Origin of the sequence: Kitasatospora sp. NPDC059973 (assembly GCF_042737525.1) — a bacterium.
Taxonomy (GTDB): domain Bacteria; phylum Actinomycetota; class Actinomycetes; order Streptomycetales; family Streptomycetaceae; genus Kitasatospora.
On sequence record NZ_JBHWUI010000023.1, the window covers coordinates 1 to 18,177 of the forward strand.

General features: G+C 73.8%; 17 protein-coding genes and 2 tRNA genes. 17 read left to right on the top strand and 2 right to left on the bottom strand.

The annotated features are described in order from the left end of the window. The 9 genes from ACFWA9_RS09055 to ACFWA9_RS09095 all read left to right on the top strand — a co-directional run. On the top strand, positions 1–3,106 hold a 3,106-nt coding region (locus ACFWA9_RS09055), incomplete at its 5' end, for a ribonuclease E/G (RefSeq protein ID WP_380384786.1). A 223-nt stretch (positions 3,107–3,329) separates the two neighbouring features. Beyond that, positions 3,330–3,647, top strand: coding sequence for a 50S ribosomal protein L21 (gene rplU, locus ACFWA9_RS09060; protein ID WP_030397424.1), 318 nt, complete (start codon positions 3,330–3,332; stop codon positions 3,645–3,647). Between the two features lie 12 nt (positions 3,648–3,659). After that, complete coding sequence (rpmA, locus tag ACFWA9_RS09065; protein WP_329487622.1) at positions 3,660–3,917, top strand: 50S ribosomal protein L27; 258 nt, start codon at positions 3,660–3,662, stop codon at positions 3,915–3,917. A gap of 99 nt (positions 3,918–4,016) precedes the next feature. Further along, a complete protein-coding gene (gene obgE / locus ACFWA9_RS09070; RefSeq protein ID WP_329487621.1) occupies positions 4,017–5,495 on the top strand; it encodes a GTPase ObgE in 1,479 nt (492 codons plus the stop codon). A gap of 336 nt (positions 5,496–5,831) precedes the next feature. Beyond that, positions 5,832–6,968: a glutamate 5-kinase gene (gene proB / locus ACFWA9_RS09075; protein WP_352289155.1), complete on the top strand. Its 1,137-nt coding sequence runs from the start codon at positions 5,832–5,834 to the stop codon at positions 6,966–6,968. 118 nt (positions 6,969–7,086) lie between these two features. After that, positions 7,087–7,614, top strand: a complete 528-nt coding sequence (locus ACFWA9_RS09080; RefSeq protein WP_352289152.1) for a hypothetical protein — start codon at positions 7,087–7,089, stop codon at positions 7,612–7,614. A gap of 109 nt (positions 7,615–7,723) precedes the next feature. Continuing rightward, complete coding sequence (locus ACFWA9_RS09085; RefSeq protein WP_380384792.1) at positions 7,724–9,046, top strand: glutamate-5-semialdehyde dehydrogenase; 1,323 nt, start codon at positions 7,724–7,726, stop codon at positions 9,044–9,046. Positions 9,047–9,146: 100 nt separating this feature from the next. Further along, positions 9,147–9,740, top strand: coding sequence for a hypothetical protein (locus ACFWA9_RS09090; protein WP_329487617.1), 594 nt, complete (start codon positions 9,147–9,149; stop codon positions 9,738–9,740). Between the two features lie 134 nt (positions 9,741–9,874). After that, positions 9,875–10,969 carry a hypothetical protein gene (locus ACFWA9_RS09095; RefSeq protein WP_380384795.1) on the top strand — a complete coding sequence of 365 codons (1,095 nt, stop codon included), beginning with the start codon at positions 9,875–9,877 and terminating at the stop codon, positions 10,967–10,969. Positions 10,970–11,111: 142 nt separating this feature from the next. On the opposite strand, the gene ACFWA9_RS09100 is transcribed toward ACFWA9_RS09095, so the two are convergent. Next, a complete protein-coding gene (locus tag ACFWA9_RS09100; RefSeq protein ID WP_380384798.1) occupies positions 11,112–12,170 on the bottom strand; it encodes a M48 family metallopeptidase in 1,059 nt (352 codons plus the stop codon). Between the two features lie 245 nt (positions 12,171–12,415). Between ACFWA9_RS09100 and ACFWA9_RS09105 the strand changes: the two genes are divergently transcribed. The 8 genes from ACFWA9_RS09105 to ACFWA9_RS09140 all read left to right on the top strand — a co-directional run bounded on the left by ACFWA9_RS09105 (position 12,416) and on the right by ACFWA9_RS09140 (position 17,179). Then, entirely contained in the window at positions 12,416–12,562 is a 147-nt protein-coding gene (locus ACFWA9_RS09105) for a hypothetical protein (protein WP_380384801.1), read from the top strand. A gap of 160 nt (positions 12,563–12,722) precedes the next feature. After that, positions 12,723–12,881, top strand: a complete 159-nt coding sequence (locus ACFWA9_RS09110) for a hypothetical protein (RefSeq protein WP_329487613.1) — start codon at positions 12,723–12,725, stop codon at positions 12,879–12,881. A 136-nt stretch (positions 12,882–13,017) separates the two neighbouring features. Then, the gene (gene nadD, locus ACFWA9_RS09115; RefSeq protein ID WP_380384804.1) at positions 13,018–13,650 is read left to right on the top strand and encodes a nicotinate-nucleotide adenylyltransferase; all 633 of its coding nucleotides are present in this window, start codon (positions 13,018–13,020) and stop codon (positions 13,648–13,650) included. Positions 13,651–13,669: 19 nt separating this feature from the next. Next, the gene (locus tag ACFWA9_RS09120) at positions 13,670–15,529 is read left to right on the top strand and encodes an LCP family protein (RefSeq protein WP_380384807.1); all 1,860 of its coding nucleotides are present in this window, start codon (positions 13,670–13,672) and stop codon (positions 15,527–15,529) included. A gap of 173 nt (positions 15,530–15,702) precedes the next feature. After that, complete coding sequence (gene rsfS, locus ACFWA9_RS09125) at positions 15,703–16,173, top strand: ribosome silencing factor (protein WP_329492097.1); 471 nt, start codon at positions 15,703–15,705, stop codon at positions 16,171–16,173. Next, positions 16,170–16,817 (top strand): histidine phosphatase family protein, encoded by a 648-nt coding sequence (locus ACFWA9_RS09130; protein ID WP_329492096.1) that lies wholly within the window; start codon positions 16,170–16,172, stop codon positions 16,815–16,817. Before rsfS ends, ACFWA9_RS09130 begins: the two co-directional genes overlap by 4 nt. A gap of 179 nt (positions 16,818–16,996) precedes the next feature. Next, positions 16,997–17,069: transfer RNA gene (locus ACFWA9_RS09135), tRNA-Ala, on the top strand. A 37-nt stretch (positions 17,070–17,106) separates the two neighbouring features. Beyond that, a tRNA-Ala gene (locus ACFWA9_RS09140) sits at positions 17,107–17,179 on the top strand. A gap of 88 nt (positions 17,180–17,267) precedes the next feature. On the opposite strand, the gene ACFWA9_RS09145 is transcribed toward ACFWA9_RS09140, so the two are convergent. Then, complete coding sequence (locus tag ACFWA9_RS09145) at positions 17,268–18,173, bottom strand: helix-turn-helix transcriptional regulator (RefSeq protein ID WP_352289140.1); 906 nt, start codon at positions 18,171–18,173, stop codon at positions 17,268–17,270. Positions 18,174–18,177 lie beyond the last annotated feature (4 nt).

Below are 18,177 nucleotides of genomic sequence, written 5' to 3' on the forward strand. Positions count from 1 at the left end.
CCCCCGCCCCCCCCGCCCCCCCCCCGCGCCGGTCGAGGAGGCCCCCGCGGCCCCCGCCCGCCGCCCCCGTCGCCGCCGCGTGGCCGAGGCCGCGCCGGTCGTCGAGGCGGCCCCGGTCGAGGAGCCCGCCGCAGAGGAGGAGCCCGCCGAGGAGGCCGAGGCCGTCGCGCCCGCCGCCGAGCCGGAGCCCGCCCCGGCCCCCGCGCCGGTCGCCGAGGCCGAGCCGACCCACCGGGTGCGCCGCCGTGCGGTCCGCCCGTCCACCGCGATCTTCCAGGCCCCCGTCTTCCAGGAGCCGGCCCCCTACACCGCGCCGTCGACCCCGGCCGCCGCCGCCCCCGCCGCCCCCGCCCCGGCCGAGACCCCGGCTCCGGCCGAGGCCCCCGCCGTGAAGAGCACGGAGGAGGACGAGTACGAGTACAGCGGCGTCGGCCGCCGTCGCCGTACCCGCACCCAGGTGCGGGTGCAGACCCCGAACCGCCGCAAGTCGGCCGCCGCCGCCGCTCCGGTGGCGCCCGCCGCCCCCGTGGTCGAGGCCCCGGTCGCGCCGCCCGCCCCGGTCGCGGCCCCGGCCGCCGTCGAGGCGCCCGCCGCCGGTCCCGAGGCCGAGGACGAGTGGGAGGACGGTCGTCCGTCCCGCCGTCGCCGCCGGGGCGGCCGCCGCCGCCGTCGTGGCGAGGCCGAGGACTTCGAGGCCGAGACGGCCGAGACCGACCAGCCCGTCCAGGAGCCGGCCGCCGAGGCCGAGGCCGAGGACGAGGACGGCGAGGACGACGACGACCTGTCGGCCGGCCTGGCCTCGTCCCGTCGTCGCCGTCGTCGCCGCCGTCGCAGTGGCGAGGCCGGTGCCGGCGAGGCCGCCGAGACCACCGAGGACGGCGTCCGCACGGTGGTGAAGGTGCGCGAGCCGCGCCGCCGCTCCACCGAGCCGTCGTTCGACCCGGACGAGGTGCAGTCCATCAAGGGCTCCACCCGTCTGGAGGCCAAGAAGCAGCGCCGCCGTGAGGGCCGCGAGCTGGGCCGCCGCCGGGTGCCGATCATCACCGAGGCCGAGTTCCTGGCCCGTCGCGAGTCGGTCGAGCGCGTCATGGTGGTGCGCCAGAACGGCCAGCGCACCCAGATCGGCGTCCTCGAGGACGGCGTGCTGGTCGAGCACTACGTCAACAAGGAGCAGGCCACCTCGTACGTCGGCAACGTCTACCTGGGCAAGGTCCAGAACGTGCTGCCGTCGATGGAGGCCGCCTTCGTCGACATCGGCAAGGGCCGCAACGCGGTGCTGTACGCCGGTGAGGTGAACTTCGGCTCGCTGGGCGGCCACGGTGGCCCGCGCCGGATCGAGTCGGTGCTGAAGTCCGGCCAGTCCGTCCTGGTGCAGGTCTCCAAGGACCCGATCGGCCACAAGGGCGCCCGCCTGACCAGCCAGATCTCGCTGCCCGGCCGCTACCTGGTCTACGTGCCCGAGGGCTCGATGACCGGCATCTCGCGCAAGCTGCCCGAGAACGAGCGGGCCCGTCTGAAGCAGATCCTCAAGAAGATCGTCCCGGACGACGCGGGCGTCATTGTGCGCACCGCCGCCGAGGGCGCCTCCGAGGACGAGCTGACCCGTGACGTCCAGCGCCTCCAGCAGCAGTGGGAGGAGATCCAGAAGAAGGCCGCGACCGGCAACGCCCCCGCGCTGCTCTACGGCGAGCCGGACATGACCGTCCGGGTCGTCCGCGACATCTTCAACGAGGACTTCACCAAGGTCATCGTCTCCGGCACCGAGGCGTGGAACACCATCCACGACTACGTCTCCAACGTGGCCCCCGACCTGGCCGAGCGCCTGCAGCGGTGGACCTCCGAGGTCGACGTGTTCGCGACCTACCGGATCGACGAGCAGCTGATGAAGGCGCTGGACCGCAAGGTCTGGCTGCCCAGTGGCGGTTCGCTGGTGATCGACCGCACCGAGGCGATGGTCGTCATCGACGTCAACACCGGCAAGTTCGTCGGTCAGGGCGGCAACCTCGAAGAGACCGTCACCCGCAACAACATCGAGGCGGCCGAGGAGATCGTGCGCCAGCTGCGGCTGCGCGACCTCGGCGGCATCATCGTGATCGACTTCATCGACATGGTGCTGGAGTCCAACCGGGACCTGGTGCTGCGCCGTCTGCTGGAGTGCCTGGGCCGGGACCGGACCAAGCACCAGGTGGCCGAGGTCACCTCGCTGGGCCTGGTCCAGATGACCCGCAAGCGGGTCGGCCAGGGCCTGCTGGAGTCCTTCTCCGAGCCGTGCGTCCACTGCAACGGGCGCGGCGTGATCGTCCACATGGAGCAGCCGAGCAGCCACGTCCACACCGGTGGCGGCCACGCCGTCGCGGCGGGCGAGCCGGCCTCGGGCGGCGGCAAGCGCCGGCGCCGGGGCAAGGGCGGCGGCGCCCAGGACGAGGCGCAGACCGTGGTCGAGGCCGACATCGAGGCTCCGGAGCACGAGGAGGTCGAGGGGCAGCTCGCGATCGACGTGCCGGTGGCCGAGGTCGAGGCCGAGGCCGAGGCCGTCGTCGAGCCGGTGGCCCAGCCGGAGACCGAGCCGGTGGCCGTCGAGGAGCCGGCCCAGCCGAGCCTGGTCGAGATCCCCGCCGCCACGGCGGCGCCGGCCGGCCGCACCCGCCGCCGGGCGGTGCGCAAGGCGACGGCTCCGGCCGGGGCGCCCGCCGAGGCCGAGATCGTGGTGCTGCAGGCCCGTGCCGACGCGGCGCTGCAGGCGGCCTTCGCGGCCGTCGAGACGCCCGCCGAGGCCCCGGCCGAGCCGGTGGCGGAGGCCGTCGAGGCACCCGTCGAGGCGCCGGCCGCGGCCGAGCCGGTCGCGACGGAGCCCGAGGCGGCCGCGGAGACCGGTACGCCGGAGCCCGCCGCCGAGGCCGCCCCGGCCGAGGAGCCCGCCGAGGAGGCGCCGGCGCCGAAGAAGCGGGCCGCCCGCAAGACCACCGCGAAGAAGACGGCCGCCAAGAAGACCACCACCACGGCGGCCGCCGCGAAGAAGACCACCGCCCGCAAGACCACCACCAAGCGGACGAGCGCGGCGGCCAAGAAGGCCGCGGCCGCCGAGGGTGATTCGGCAGCCGAGTAGTGCGTCGGTCCGGGGCGGGCTCGCGCCCGCCCCGGACCGGGACGGCCCGGTTTGCCCCCGAGGGGGCCGGTCCGTATTCTTGACCCTCGGCGTGTCTACGCCGTCGCTCCCGAACACATCACCTTCCGGGCCCCTCGTCAGAGGAGTCGGGGAGAGGCCCCTGTGTCCGTACCCAGGTGGCTGGCATCTGGAGCTCCGACCGAGTTAGGAAAGTGGGTACCGCATGTACGCGATCGTTCGCGCAGGCGGCCGCCAGCACAAGGTCGCCGTCGGCGACGTGCTGGAGATCGACCGTATCGAGGCCAAGCCGGGTGACTCGGTGGAGCTCTCCACCATCCTGGTCGTCGATGGTGAAGCTGTCACCTCCGACCCGTGGGTGCTGGCCGGCGTGAAGGCTCACGCCGAGGTGGTCGACCAGACCAAGGGCGACAAGATCGTCATCCTGCGCTACAAGAACAAGACCGGTTACCGTCGCCGCCAGGGTCACCGCCAGCAGCACACTGCTGTGCGGATCACGAGCATCGACTCCGTCAGCAAGTAAGGGGATAGCGAGATGGCACACAAGAAGGGCGCAAGCTCTACCCGGAACGGCCGTGACTCGAACGCCCAGCGCCTCGGCGTGAAGCGCTTCGGCGGCCAGGTCGTCTCCGCCGGCGAGATCATCGTCCGCCAGCGTGGCACCCACTTCCACCCGGGCGCCAACGTCGGCCGTGGTGGCGACGACACCCTGTTCGCGCTGTCCGCCGGTGCGGTGCAGTTCGGCACCCGTCGCGGCCGCAAGGTCGTCAACATCGTGGCCGTCGAGGCCTGAGTCCGACAAGACTCACAATGAAGGGTGGGCCGGAATGATCCGGTCCACCCTTCATGCTTGAGAAGCAGGCAACACTTTCTTCGCACTGGAGGCACAACCATGACCACCTTCGTGGACCGCGTCGAGCTGTACGTCGCCGCGGGTAACGGGGGCCACGGCTGCGCCTCCGTTCACCGGGAGAAGTTCAAGCCGCTGGGAGGCCCCGACGGCGGCAACGGCGGTCAGGGCGGCAGCGTCATCCTCACCGTGGACGCGCAGATCACCACCCTGCTGGAGTACCACCACTCGCCCAAGCGCAAGGCGACCAACGGCAAGCCCGGCGCGGGCGGCAACCGGACCGGCGCCGAGGGCCACGACCTCGTCCTGCCGGTGCCGGACGGCACCGTCGTGATGGACCGGCAGGGCAACGTCCTCGCCGACCTGGTCGGCCACGGCACCAGCTTCGTCGTCGCCGCCGGCGGCCGGGGCGGCCTGGGCAACGCGGCGCTGGCCTCGTCCCGCCGCAAGGCGCCCGGCTTCGCGCTGCTCGGCGAGCCGGGTGAGGCCCGTGACATCGTCATGGAGCTCAAGTCCGTCGCCGACGTGGCCCTGGTGGGCTACCCGAGCGCCGGCAAGTCCTCGCTGATCTCGGTGATCTCCGCCGCCAAGCCGAAGATCGCGGACTACCCGTTCACCACCCTGGTCCCCAACCTCGGCGTGGTGACCGCCGGCGACTTCGTCTACACCGTCGCCGACGTCCCCGGCCTGATCCCGGGCGCCAGCCAGGGCCGCGGCCTCGGCCTGGAGTTCCTGCGGCACGTCGAGCGCTGCTCGGCGCTGGTCCACGTGCTGGACTGCGCGACCCTGGAGCCCGGCCGCGACCCGCTGACCGACCTGGAGACCATCGAGGCCGAGCTGGCGCAGTACGGCGGCCTGGAGGACCGGCCGCGACTGGTCGCGCTCAACAAGGTCGACGTCCCGGACGGCCAGGACATCGCCGACCTCACCCGGGCCTCGCTGGAGGAGCGCGGCTACCGCGTGTTCGAGGTGTCCGCCGCCTCCCGCAAGGGCCTGCGCGAGCTGAACTTCGCGATGGCGCAGATCGTCGCCGAGGCCCGCGCCGCCAAGCCGCTGGAGGAGTCCACCCGGATCGTGCTGCGGCCCACCGCCGTGGACGACGCGGGCTTCACCATCACCGAGGAGGACGGCGCCTTCCGCATCCGCGGGATCAAGCCGGAGCGCTGGGTCCGCCAGACGGACTTCTCCAACGACGAGGCCGTCGGCTACCTCGCCGACCGGCTGGCCCGCCTCGGCGTGGAGGACAAGCTCTGGAAGGTCGGCGCCCACGAGGGCGACACCGTCATCATCGGCGCGGAGGACAACGCGGTCGTCTTCGACTGGGAGCCGACCATGGCCGCCGGCGCCGAGATGCTCGGCCGCCGCGGTGAGGACCACCGCCTGGAGAGCCCGCGTCCGGCGGTCGACCGCCGCCGCGACAAGCTGAAGAACCGGGACGCGGCCGAGTCCGAGTTCCTCGCCTTCGAGGCGCTCTCCAGTGGCCGCCAGGCCGCCGTCGAGGGCGACGACGACGAGGAGTAGGACCGGCCGGTCCGACCCGCGTAGTGCCGCGGCCCCGCTCCCTCCCGGAGGCGGGGCCGCGGTGCGTCGGGGGCCTTGCTGAAACGTCACTTCGCTTGGCGGGAGCCGGACTTGGCGGGACCGCCCCCGGCCCGGGTGGCGGGACGGGGCCCGCCGGGCGGGTGCGGTCCGCCCGGCGTCCCGCGACCGGTCCGGGCCGGCCGGTGACCGGGGAGGGGCGCGGTCCAGCCGGTGAAATGCCCTGCGGACGGGCTGCGCCGATCGCGTAGATTGCGGGGGTGACGGCCGGGCCCGGGCCCGCCGTACCCGCACCACACCGGAAGGGCGTACAGCGAGATGAGCGAGGACTCACTGCGGCAGGAGGTCCTGACCGCACGACGGATCGTCGTCAAGGTCGGTTCCTCCTCCCTCACCACGGCGGCCGGCGGCCTGGACGCCGACCGGGTCGACGCCCTGGTGGACGCGCTCGCCAAGGTCCGCGGCGGCCCGGACGCCCCCGAGGTGGTCCTGGTCTCCTCCGGTGCCATCGCGGCCGGCCTGGCCCCGCTGGGCCTGGACCGCCGGCCCAAGGACCTCGCCCGCCAGCAGGCCGCCGCGAGCGTCGGCCAGGGCCTGCTGGTCGCCCGCTACACCGCTTCCTTCGCCCGGTACGGCATCCGGGTCGGCCAGGTGCTGCTGACCGCCGAGGACGCCAGCCGGCGCGCCCACTACCGCAACGCCTACCGGACGCTGGACCAGTTGCTGGCGATGGGCGCGATGCCGATCGTCAACGAGAACGACACCGTCGCCACCGCCGAAATCAAGTTCGGTGACAACGACCGGCTGGCCGCGCTGGTCGCCCACCTGGTCCGGGCCGACCTGCTGGTGCTGCTCTCCGACGTGGACGGGCTCTACGACGGCGACCCGAGCCGCCCCGGCACCAGCCGGATCGCCCAGGTGGCCGGGCCGCACGACCTGGACGGCGTCTCGATCGGCAGCGCGGGCAAGGCCGGGGTCGGTACCGGCGGCATGGTCACCAAGGTGGAGGCGGCCCGGATCGCCACCGGCGCGGGCATCCCGGTGGTGCTCACCGCCGCCAGCCGGGCCGCCGACGCGCTGGCCGGCCGGCCCACCGGCACGCTCTTCCTGCGCACCGGCAGCCGCTCCTCCGACCGGCTGCTCTGGCTGGCGCACGCGAGCAGCCCGCGCGGCGCCCTCCACCTGGACGAGGGGGCCGTCGCGGCGGTCGTCTCGGGCGGCGCCTCGCTGCTGCCCGCCGGGGTCACCAAGGTCGACGGGGAGTTCGCCGCGGGTGATCCGGTGGACCTTCTTGGCGAAAACGGCCACATCGTGGCGCGCGGACTGGTCAACTTTGATGCGAGGGAGTTGCCCCGGCTGCTCGGCCGGTCCACCCGAGACCTGGCCCAGGAGTTCGGTGCCGCATACGAGCGCGAGGTCGTCCACCGCGACGACCTGGTCGTCCTGCGGGGCTGACCGGTCCGCGGGAGCGGCGGCGGTGCGGGCCTTGCCGCGGGCGAGGGGGCGCAGCCGTACGCGCCGGACCGGGGCCGGCGGGTACGACGACACGAGATCGCCGAACAGGAGGCCGCCGGTGGAACGCAGGCGCGAGGCAGCGCTGACCGGAGGAACGGCGGGCCGGCGGCTGACCAGCATCGACGGCGGGCGCGGGGCCGACACCCCGGCCGGGCCGGCCGGTCCGCCGCCGCAGGAGCCCGGCGCGCTACGCGGGGTCCGGCCGGACCGCCGGGACGAGGGGGAGCCGCCCACGGTGCCCGAACAGGCCCGGCTCTGGCACGTGGTGCTGAGCGTGGCGGGGCAGGCCACCCCGCTGTCCGCGTTGCGGGCGGGGCTGGAGCGGCTGGCGCACGACCACTCGTTCTTCCTGACCGCCCGCTACGCGGCCGACCACGCGGAGATCCGCTACTGGGAGCAGGCCCGGGACCTGCACGACGCGGCGGCGATCGCGCTGCGGCTCTGGGGCGAGCACAAGGTGACCGCGAACCTGCCGCCGTGGGAGATCGTCGGGCTGGAGGTGGTCGACCGGGCGACGTACCACAAGCGCGTCGCCGAGGGCTTCGGCGGCCCGCCGCCCCATCCGGGCGGGGTGCACCCGTACTGACGCACGTGCCGCGCCCGGGGCACGGCACGTGCGGGCCTTGCTGGGCGCCCATGTCTCACCGGGCGAAATGCCCGGTGGGCGGGGGCGGCCCACTCGCTACCCTTGGCGCATGACCAGCGACCTCGCCACCGCCGACAGCCCCGTCCTCGCCGTAGCGCGCCGAGCCCGGGAGGCCGCCGCCGTGCTCGCCCCGCTCCCGCGCCGGGCGAAGGACGCCGCGCTGTCGGCGATCGCGGACGCCCTGGTGGCCCGGAGCGCCGAGATCACCGCCGCCAACGCCGAGGACGTCGCCCGGGCCCGGGAGGCGGGTACCGCCGAGTCGGTGATCGACCGCCTGACCCTCACCGACGAGCGGATCGCCGCGATCGCCGCGGACGTCCGCGACGTGGCCGGCCTGCCCGACCCGGTCGGCGAGGTGGTGCGCGGCTACACCCTGCCCAACGGCCTGGACGTGCGGCAGGTCCGCGTCCCGCTCGGCGTGGTCGGCATCATCTACGAGGCCCGTCCGAACGTCACCGTGGACGCCGCCGCGCTCTGCCTGAAGTCCGGCAACGCGGTGCTGCTGCGCGGTTCGGCCTCGGCCTACCGCTCCAACACCGCGCTGATCGCGGTGCTGCGCGACGCCGTCGTCTCGGCGGGCCTGCCCGCCGACGTGATCCAGCTCGTCCCGGGCGAGAGCCGGGACTCCGTCCAGGAGCTGATGCGCGCCCGGGGCCTGGTGGACGTGCTGATCCCGCGCGGCGGGGCCTCGCTGATCCGTACCGTGGTCGAGGGCTCGACCGTGCCGGTGATCGAGACGGGGACGGGCAACTGCCACGTCTACGTGGACGCCGAGACGGACCTGGCGATGGCCGTCGGCATCCTGCTGAACTCGAAGGCGCAGCGGGTCAGCGTCTGCAACTCGGCCGAGACCCTGCTCGTCCACCAGGACGTCGCGGGGGCCTTCCTGCCGCTCGCGCTGGCGGCCCTGGCCCAGGCCGGGGTGACGGTGCACGGCGACGACGCGGTCCTCAAGGCCGCCGAGGGCTCGGCGGCGACCGTGGTGCCGGCCACCGAGGCGGACTGGGAGACCGAGTACCTCTCCTACGACCTGGCGGCGGCCGTGGTGCCCTCGCTGGAGGCCGCCGTCGCGCACATCCGCCGCTGGTCCTCCGGCCACACCGAGGCGATCGTGACCACCTCGCAGGCCGCGGCCCGCCGTTTCACCCAGTTGGTCGACGCGACGACGGTGGCCGTCAACGCCTCGACGCGGTTCACCGACGGCGGTGAGTTCGGCTTCGGCGCCGAGATCGGCATCTCGACCCAGAAGCTGCACGCCCGCGGCCCGATGGGCCTGCCGGAGCTGACCAGCACCAAGTACATCGTCACTGGTGACGGGCATGTCCGGGGCGAGGCGACGCAGACCGTGGGCGGGGCGGCCGACGCCGGCTGAGCCGGCCGGGAGCCCCCGGCGGGCGGTCCGCGTCACACGGGTGACGGACCAAGTGCGAGGAGCCACAGACAAAACGCCCGACCGGTAATACGCTGAATCCGTGGCTGACGATGTGGGGGGCTTGCCGTACCCCGACGGCGCCGACCACGGTGGTGCGGACGACGAGTTCGCCACCGTGGTCTTCGATGAGGCCTTCGTCCGGTCCGCCGCCGTGCACGAGCCGACAGCCAAGGAGCGGCAGCTCGCCGCCGCCGAGGCCCGGTTCGAGCCGGACGCGGTGGTACCGGGCTGGGGCTATGACGTTCCCGTGGGGGACGGGGTGCCGCTGGAGCTGCGCCCCTACCCGAGCGGACTGGACGACGACCGCCTCTACCCCGATCCGTGGTCGGGCCCCGGCCGGGTGGTCGGGCGCCGGGCCGGGCGCTGGGGGCGGGACAGTGTCTACGACCCGGTCCGGTCGCGGCGCGGGCGCTATGTCGCCCAGCAGCGCTGGCACCGGCCGGTGGCCTGGGTGCTCGCCGTGATCATGGGCGTGAGCCTGGTCGCGGTGGCGGTCGCGGCGGTCTACCAGGGTGTGGGCGGCTCCGGTGGCGGTACGCCCCGGCGGCCCGACTCGGGGAGCAGCAGCGCGGGTGTCGATCCGGCGCCCACGCCGGCCGAACCGTCGCTCGTGGTCACCGCGCCGGCGGGCTGAGGCACTGGTTCGCGGACGCTGCGCCGGAGTGCGCCGGAGTGCGTTCGCGCGCCGGGCCTCCGGTCACGGAGCGCTCCCGGGAATCTGGGTGAACACCCTCGTGGCGGGGCGCGGATGCGGCTTACCCTGGTGTCATGGGTGACCCGCGAGAGCCTCCGGAGGGTGCGCCCGACGGTGGTTCCGGAAGCGATGACGAGTACCGGTCCGTCGTCTTCGACGAATCCTTCGTCCGTGCTGCCCGGATCCAGGAGCTCTCCGCCCGGGAGCGGCTGGCGGGCTCGTTCGGCCGGGCCACCCGCCCGCGGGTGCGGCTCGGTCCGCTGGGCACCGTGCCGCGGCAGGCGCTCGCGCTGCTGCTGTTGATCCTGCTGGCCTTCGCGGCCGCCGTGTACTTCGGCATCAGCACGCCGAACCGGCAGACCTCCCGCCCCGAGGGCAGCCAACTGACCGTCAGCCTGGTGGCGTTGAGCCCGGCGTCGGCCGTGCGGCCGGTCGCCGACCCGGCCGCCCCGTTCGCCGCGCTGCCGCCCGGCTACGGGGACGGTGCCATCGGCCTGGGGACGCCCGCCGGGGCGGCCACCGCACACTTCAGCAAGATCGAGGTCACCAAGGCGCTCGACACCGTCCAGCGCTATCTGGTGGCGTCCTCGCTGGCGCCGACGGCCCTGATCCAGGGGTCGACCGCCGATGTGCGGGCCTTCGTGACGCCCGGCGAGCAGGCCCAGTTCGACGCCAGTGCGGCGCACCCCGTCGACGACCGCCACCACGCGCTGACCGGGTGGGTGGTCCGGTTCGACCCGGCGCAGGTCGCGCTGGCCGCCGACAGCGTGAAGGTGGCCGGAGCGATGCGGATCGACGAGGCGGACAGCACCACCCTGCAGATCACCACCGACCACACCTTCGTCTACGCGCTCAAGCCCGCCGGGGCCCCGAGCGGCGCACCGGTGACGCTGGAGACCGTCCGGCGGCAGCTGACCTTCCAGTTCGACCGGATCGACCTGGCCTCCGCCCAGCTGCGGCTGGTGGACTCGGTGCTCCAGGCCGGGCCGGCGCCGTGCGCCGGTTCGCTGGCCGGGTACGTCCGGCCGCTGCTGGCGGGGGCGGACGGCGCCGTGACCGGCGCGCAGCCGACGGAGGGTGCGCAGCCGACGGAGGGCGTGCAGCCGATCGATCCGGGCAACCACGCCCGTCCGGCCTGGCAGGTCTGCGGGGTCCTGGCGGGCAGCTGACGTCCGGCGGCGGGCCCCGTCGCGGGCGGCCGCTCGGGCACACCGGGGCCGCCGCCGGGGCAACAGCGGGTGCCGGGGCCGGGGCCGGGGACGCCGACGGCCCCCGGCGGGAGGCCGGGAGCCGTCGGGAGCCGTCGCGGGATCAGTCCTCGTCGCGCGGCGTCGAGGAGCCGTTGGCGCGGGTGGCGCCGGTGAAGGTGTCGCGGAGCTTGCCGCCGACGGTGGCGGCGCCGCCGGCGACGTCGCGGATCAGGCCCATCAGCGGGTCCTTGCTCTCCTTCACCGAGGTCGTGTAGTGGTCGGCCGCGGCCTTCCACTGCTCGCCGACCGAGGTGTCGCCGTCGTCGGAGCGGCGCGGGTAGGCACCGGCCAGGATCGAGCGGTACTCCTCGCTCTCCGCCCACTTCTTCAGCTTGGCGACCCGCACCACCGCGAACGGGTGGCTCTGCGGCAGCACCTGCAGCAGCTTGAGCGCGCCGTCGCGCAGGTCCCCGGCCTTGTCGTACTCCTCGGCCTGCTCCAGGAAGGCGTCGACGTTCATCTCGGCCAGGTTGTGGCCGCCGGCCAGCTTCATCAGGGCCCGCATGGAGGCCTGGAGGTCCTGTCCGGCGAGCAGGCCGGCCCGGTCGCTGGAGAGCTCGGCCTTGCGGAACCACTCCTTGAGGGCCGTCACGATCGCCATGATCGCGAGGTTGCCGAGCGGCACCCAGGCGATCCGGGCGGCGATGTTGGTGAGGATCAGCAGCATCGTCCGGTAGACCGCGTGACCGGACATCGCGTGGCCGACCTCGTGGCCGATGACGGAGCGCAGCTCCTCCTCGTCCAGGAGCTCGACCAGGCCGCTGGTCACCACGATGATCGGGGTGTCGATGCCGATGCAGTAGGCGTTGACCGTCGGGTCCTGGGAGACGTAGAGGTCCGGGACCTTCTCCAGGTCCAGCACGTACGCGGCGTCGCGCACCATCCCGTGCAGCTCGGGGAACTGCCGCTCGGACGTCTTCACCGCGGTGGCCAGGAACATCAGCCGGATCGAGCGCTCGGAGACCAGCCCGGCGAGCTTCTTCAGGATGTCGTCGAAGCCGGTCAGCTTGCGCAGCGCGACGAGCGCGGAGCGGTCCGCCGGGTGCTCCCAGGCGCGGGTGGAGATCTCCGGGAAGCGCTGGCGGCGCCGGCTCGGGGTCTTCGAGGTCGTATCGGTCATGGTGTGAGTACCCTCCTGGTCGACGGCGGCCCCGGCAGCTGGCCGGCCCCCGCTGGTCTTCGCCTGCAACGACTGTCTGTGCAACGTCCGTGGTTGCGTACTCGTCCCCGGGCTCACCCTACGCGGCGCGAACGGCGCCGCAGGGGGCGGTGGCCGTCGCGGGTGTGAGGCCGGTTTACCCTGAATGCCCTGGAGAGCCGAGACCAGACCTGGCCGCGGTACCGAGCAGTCCGAGGAGCCCGCAGATGTCCACCTCCGCCCTTGTCAGCCTGGCCGGCCCGATCTCCACGGAGAGCGGCCCAGGGCTCTTCCTGCGGATCATCGTGGTGGCCTCCTTCGTCGGCGTCGGCCTGCTGGCGTGGGTCCTGCTGCGGGCCGGCCGCAACAACTGAGCACCCTCCCGCCGGGCCCCGCCGGGCGCCCGGCTCACGCCGGATCAGACGCGGTGGGCCGCCGAGCGGTTGCCGTGTCGGCACCCGTACGATGACAGGTGGGCCCTCACCGGCCCGCACACCCCTGGTCCGTCATCCGAGCCGAGAAGGTCCGCCGACCATGAGCACTGCCGCCGCACTCCCCGTCCTGAACCTGCTCGCCTCCGAGGGCGAGGGGGGCAATCACGACAGCCTCAACCCGTACCTGACGGGTGGCGCCGCGCTGTTCATCCTGCTGCTGCTGCTCTACGTCACCACGCGCTTCAACCGGGACCGCTGAGCGGGGCACCGAGCCCCCGCCGGGGCGGCCCGGGGAGCGTCCGGCGGGAGCGCCGGCCGCTCCCTCACGCGTCCTCCCGGCGGCCGCCACCCGGTCGTTCCCGCCCCGTCACGGGCGTCGCGTAAGGTGTGGCGCCATGGGAGAGCAGGCCGGGAATCCCGGCGGACCGGAACCGGTGAAGAAGCGGCTCGGTGTGATGGGCGGCACCTTCGACCCGATCCACCACGGGCACCTGGTCGCCGCCAGCGAGGTGGCGAGCGCGTTCCACCTCGATGAGGTGATCTTCGTGCCGACCGGACAGCCGTGGCAGAAGACCGACCGCCTGGTGACGCCGGCCGAGGACCGCTACCTGATGACGGTCATCGCCACGGCGGAGAACCCGCAGTTCTCGGTCAGCCGGATCGACATCGACCGCGAGGGCCCGACCTACACCGTCGACACCCTGCGCGACCTGCGCGCGCTCCACCCGGACGCCGACCTCTTCTTCATCACCGGCGCCGACGCGCTCGCGCAGATCCTCTCCTGGCGGGACTCCGAGGAGCTCTTCTCGCTCGCCCACTTCATCGGCTGCACCCGGCCGGGGCACACTCTGTCGGACGCCGGACTTCCGGCGGGCGGGGTCTCCCTGGTGGAGGTCCCGGCGCTGGCCATCTCCTCCACGGACTGCCGCAACCGGGTCGCCAAGGGCGAACCGGTCTGGTACCTCGTCCCGGACGGCGTGGTCCGCTACATCGACAAGCGGGCGCTCTACGCGCCGCACCGGACCTGATCCCCGGAGGGGCCGACGGATGACCGATCGCAGGGGACAGCAGGACGACTGGTCCACCGGGCAGTACCAGCAGCAGTACCCGCCCCAGCAACAGGGCGGCTACGAGCAGCAGTACGACCAGTACGGGCAGCCGGTCCCGCCGGCGCAGCCCTACGGGCAGGACCAGTACACCGCCTACCAGGGGCAGGGCCAGGACCAGTACCAGCAGGCGTACCAGCCGTACGAGCAGCAGCAGCCGCAGCAGGGCGGCGGGTACGACCAGCAGCAGTACGACCAGTACGAGCAGTACGACCCGTACGGGCAGCCGCAGCAGGGCGGTGGCCAGGCGTACCAGCAGCCCGGGGTCTACCAGGGGCAGTACCAGCAGGGGTACCAGCCGTACGAGCAGCAGCAGCCGCAGCAGGGTGGCGGGTACGACCAGCAGGGCGGCTACGAGCAGCAGTACGCGACCGCGCCGCAGCCGGTCGTCACCGAGCCGGTGCCCGAGCAGGCCGCCCCGGCGCCGCCGCGACCCCGGACGCCCCGGCCGGCCCCCGCCGAGGCGGCGCCGGCCCGGCCCGCGGCGCCGTCCGAGCAGGTCGGCGGAAGCCGCGCGGCCAAGGCCGCCGGCGGCGCCGGCAAGACGCCCACGGGCGACTACCCCACCGGTGAGTTCACCTTCGTCGACGAGGAGGCGGAGGAGACCGAGGACGTCATCGACTGGCTGAAGTTCGCCGAGTCGCGCAGCGAGGTGCGCGCCGAGCGCCGCCGCAAGCTCCGCAACCGGCTGGTCGGCGTCGGCGTGGTGCTGGCCCTCGCCGCGGCCGGCACCGGCGGCTACCTCTGGTTCACCGGCGACAAGCAGAGCGCGGCGACCGCCGCCGGCCCGCGCCAGGTCAACGTGGTCCACCTGCGGGACCTCCAGGGCAAGGTCTCCAGCGCGCTGCTGGTCAACGACGCCTCGGGGCACAAGGGCACCGTGCTGCTGCTCCCGGACACGCTGCGCCTGCCCGGCCCGGGCGACCCGCCGGTCACCACGGTCGGCCAGGCGATGGACAGCGTCGGTCCGTCCGCCACCCGGGACGCCCTGGCCACCGTGCTGGGCGCCCCGGTGGCCGGCACCTGGCGGCTCGACACGCCGTACCTGGAACTGCTGGTCGCCCAGCTCGGCGGGGTCCGGGTGGACACCAACGCCGAGACCCACGAGGGCGGCAAGCCGGACGGCAAGCTGCTCGCCGCCGCGGGCAAGAACACCCTGCTGAGCGGGAAGGCCGCGGTCGCCTACGCCACCCTGCAGGGGGCCGGCGAAGGCCGCGACGCCCAACTGGCCCGGTTCGGGCAGGTGATGGACGCGGTGGTGCGGACCGTGCCGACCGAGTTCAAGGACGCCAAGGACGACGTGCACCGGATGAACGCGGTGCTCGACCCGTCGCTGCCCGAGGACGCCCTGGCCGGCGTGCTGGTCCAGCTCGCCCAGCAGGCGAAGGACGGCCACCTCGGGACCACGGTGCTGACCGTGAAGCCGGACGGCTCGCTGGACGAGGCCGCCGCCGGCCAGCAGGTCAAGGACGTGCTGGGCGGCACGGTGAAGTCCGCCACCTCGGCCGACACCCCGGCCCGGGTCTCGATCCAGGACGCCACCGGTAACGACCAGGCGGCCGCCGCCGCGCAGGTCCAGGTGGTGAACGCGGGCCTCACCTTCATCCCCGGCGGGACGAAGACCGCGGCGCAGGCCGCCAGTGAGATCCGCTACACCGACGACGCCCGGCAGGCCGCGGCGAAGTCCCTGGCGCTGAGCCTCAACCTGCCGGAGACGGCGGCGAAGAAGGTCACCGACGCGCAGAACGCCGACCTGGTGGTCGTCCTCGGCAAGGACTACCAGCCGCCGAAGACCCCGTAGGGCGGCGGCGGCCCCGCGTCCTCCACGCGGGGTCGCGGGGGCTCGGGGCGGGGCCGCGGCGGGCGCGGGCCGGTAAACCGTTCCTGGGCCACCTGGGCGGCGTGAGATCCTGGAAGGCGATGCCCGGCCGCGTGCCGGGCATCGCCCCCAAGCCGCCGAGCCGGAAGAACATCGTGACCGCCACCGAGCACAGCCAGGAAATCATCAACGTCGCCGCCCAGGCGGCGGCCGACAAACTGGCGCACAACATCATCGCGTTCGACGTCAGCGACGTGCTGTCGATCACCGACGCGTTCCTGATCGCCTCCGCGAACAACGACCGCCAGGTCAAGTCCATCGCCGAGGAGATCGAGGACAAGCTGCGCGAGCAGCTGGACATCAAGCCGGTGCGCCGGGAGGGCGAGCGCGACGGCCGCTGGATCCTGCTCGACTACCTGGACATCGTGGTGCACGTCCAGCACTCCGAGGAGCGCTCCTTCTACTCCCTGGACCGGCTCTGGAAGGACTGCCCCGAGCTGCCGCTGCCGGCCGACGCGCTGGCCTCGCGCAACCGCCCCGACGCGCACACCGACGAGGCCGGCAACGCCCTCGCCCCGGCCGAGGCCGCCCCGGCCGACAACTTCGGCGCCGAGGACTACAGCTGAGCCGGGAGGCGCGGGGCCCGCGCATCGTCTTCTGGCGGCACGGCCAGACCTCCTGGAACCTCGAATCGCGGTTCCAGGGCACCACGGACATCGAGCTGACCGGCCAGGGCGTCCTGCAGGCCCAGCGGGCGGCCCGGCTGCTCTCCGGCCTGCGCCCCGACCTGCTGATCTCCTCGGACCTCCAGCGCGCCCGGCGGACCGCCGACGAGCTGGCCGTGATCACCGGCCTGGACGTGCAGCACCACGAGGGGCTGCGCGAGACCTACGCCGGCTCCTGGCAGGGGCTGACCAACGCGGAGATCCGGGCCCGGTTCCCGGAGGAGTACGAGGCCTGGGCGCAGGGCGAGCCCGTCCGGCGCGGCGGCGGAGAACTCTCCACCGAGGTCGCCGACCGTTCGGTGCCGGTGGTGCTGGACGCGGTCGGCAAGCTGCCGGAGGACGGCACGCTGGTGGTCGTCAGCCACGGCGGCACCATCCGCACCATGCTCGGGCGGCTGCTCGGCCTGGAGCCGGAGCTCTGGGAGTGCTTCGGCGGCCTGTCCAACTGCTGCTGGTCCGTGCTGGGCCGCGGCGCGCGCGGCTGGCGCCTGCTGGAGCACAACGCGGGCACCCTCCCGCAGCCGGTGATCGGCGACGACACCTGACCGGCGACGACACCTGACCGGTGGCGACGGCCGATCGGCGACGGTCGAGCCGCGCCCCCGCCGTTCGCCGGCACCGCGCGGGGACGGATTTCGCAGTTCCGGGCCTGACCGGTTAGAGTCTTCCTCGTTCGCACGGAAGAAACGCGGCCCGGAAGGGAAGCGGGAAATCCGGTGAGTGCGGGGCTGTAGCTCAGTTGGTAGAGCGCTTGCATGGCATGCAAGAGGTCCGGGGTTCAATTCCCCGTAGCTCCACTCCGCACCTGCGGTCCGCGAGGGCCGTGCGTGTCGCGGGGCTGTAGCTCAGTTGGTAGAGCGCTTGCATGGCATGCAAGAGGTCCGGGGTTCAATTCCCCGTAGCTCCACAGACCGCGAGAAGGCCGTCACCCACCGGGTGGCGGCCTTCGGCGTTCCCCGGGCCCCGGCCGCCAGCGCGCCAACCCCCCCGGCCGTTCAGGAGTGGCAGCTGTTCAGCCAGCCGCCGGGCGGCAGCGCGGCGAGCTCCTCGATCCGCTCACGGTCCCCGGCGCCGTCCGGGAGGTAGACCACCACGTAGGTCTCGGGCACCCCGGGCAGCGTCAGGTACGAGGCGTTCAGCCGCAGCACCCCGACCTGCGGGTGCCGGAACACCCGCAGCGACGTCTCCGGCGGCGCCACCTCCTGCCGGGCCCAGAGGTCCCGGAACAGCTCGCTCTTCGCCGACAGCCCCTGCACGTGCTGCTCCCAGACCGGCTCGCCGACGTGCTTGCCGTACGCGGCCCGCAGCACCGCCACCATCCGCGGCAGCGCCTCCGCGCGGTTCAGGAACGGGTTGCAGCACGGCGGCATGAGCAGCGTGCACCAGATGCTGTTGAACCGCCCGCTGGGCGTGACGTTCCGGTTCGTCCCGAACAGCGACTCGTACGACCGGTTGTACATCAGCACGTCGAACCGGGTGTTCGAGACCGCGGCCGGCAGCGGCGCGAGGGCGTCCAGGATGGCCTGGGTGGACGGGTCGAGGACGGGGGGCTCGGGCCGGCTGCTCGGGCTCGCGGACACCCCGGCGAGCCGGAACAGGTGCTCCCGCTCGGTGTCGTCCAGCCGCAGCGTCCGGGCCACCGCCGCCAGCACCTGCTCGCTGGCGTTGATCGGCCGCCCCTGCTCCAGCCAGGTGTACCAGGTGACGCCGACCCCGGAGAGCTGCGCCACCTCCTCCCGGCGCAGCCCCGGCGTGCGGCGGCGCAGTCCCGGCGGCAGGCCGACCTCCTCGGGGGTGACCCGGGCGCGGCAGGCCTTGAGGTAGCCGGCCAGCTCGGTGCGGCGGCGGTCCTGCCGGCGCGGTCCGACGGCGGTGGCGGTGCGGTCGTCCAGGACGGTCATACCC

What these genes read in the sequence shown, in the direction of transcription:
- ACFWA9_RS09145 (WP_352289140.1), bottom strand. Translation starts at nt 18,173, where the DNA reads ATGACCGTCCTGGACGACCGCACCGCCACCGCCGTCGGACCGCGCCGG.
- ACFWA9_RS09095 (WP_380384795.1), top strand. Translation starts at nt 9,875, where the DNA reads ATGGGTGACCCGCGAGAGCCTCCGGAGGGTGCGCCCGACGGTGGTTCC.
- ACFWA9_RS09110 (WP_329487613.1), top strand. Translation starts at nt 12,723, where the DNA reads ATGAGCACTGCCGCCGCACTCCCCGTCCTGAACCTGCTCGCCTCCGAG.
- proB (WP_352289155.1), top strand. Translation starts at nt 5,832, where the DNA reads ATGAGCGAGGACTCACTGCGGCAGGAGGTCCTGACCGCACGACGGATC.
- rplU (WP_030397424.1), top strand. Translation starts at nt 3,330, where the DNA reads ATGTACGCGATCGTTCGCGCAGGCGGCCGCCAGCACAAGGTCGCCGTC.
- ACFWA9_RS09085 (WP_380384792.1), top strand. Translation starts at nt 7,724, where the DNA reads ATGACCAGCGACCTCGCCACCGCCGACAGCCCCGTCCTCGCCGTAGCG.
- ACFWA9_RS09120 (WP_380384807.1), top strand. Translation starts at nt 13,670, where the DNA reads ATGACCGATCGCAGGGGACAGCAGGACGACTGGTCCACCGGGCAGTAC.
- nadD (WP_380384804.1), top strand. Translation starts at nt 13,018, where the DNA reads ATGGGAGAGCAGGCCGGGAATCCCGGCGGACCGGAACCGGTGAAGAAG.
- obgE (WP_329487621.1), top strand. Translation starts at nt 4,017, where the DNA reads ATGACCACCTTCGTGGACCGCGTCGAGCTGTACGTCGCCGCGGGTAAC.
- ACFWA9_RS09105 (WP_380384801.1), top strand. Translation starts at nt 12,416, where the DNA reads ATGTCCACCTCCGCCCTTGTCAGCCTGGCCGGCCCGATCTCCACGGAG.
- rpmA (WP_329487622.1), top strand. Translation starts at nt 3,660, where the DNA reads ATGGCACACAAGAAGGGCGCAAGCTCTACCCGGAACGGCCGTGACTCG.
- ACFWA9_RS09100 (WP_380384798.1), bottom strand. Translation starts at nt 12,170, where the DNA reads ATGACCGATACGACCTCGAAGACCCCGAGCCGGCGCCGCCAGCGCTTC.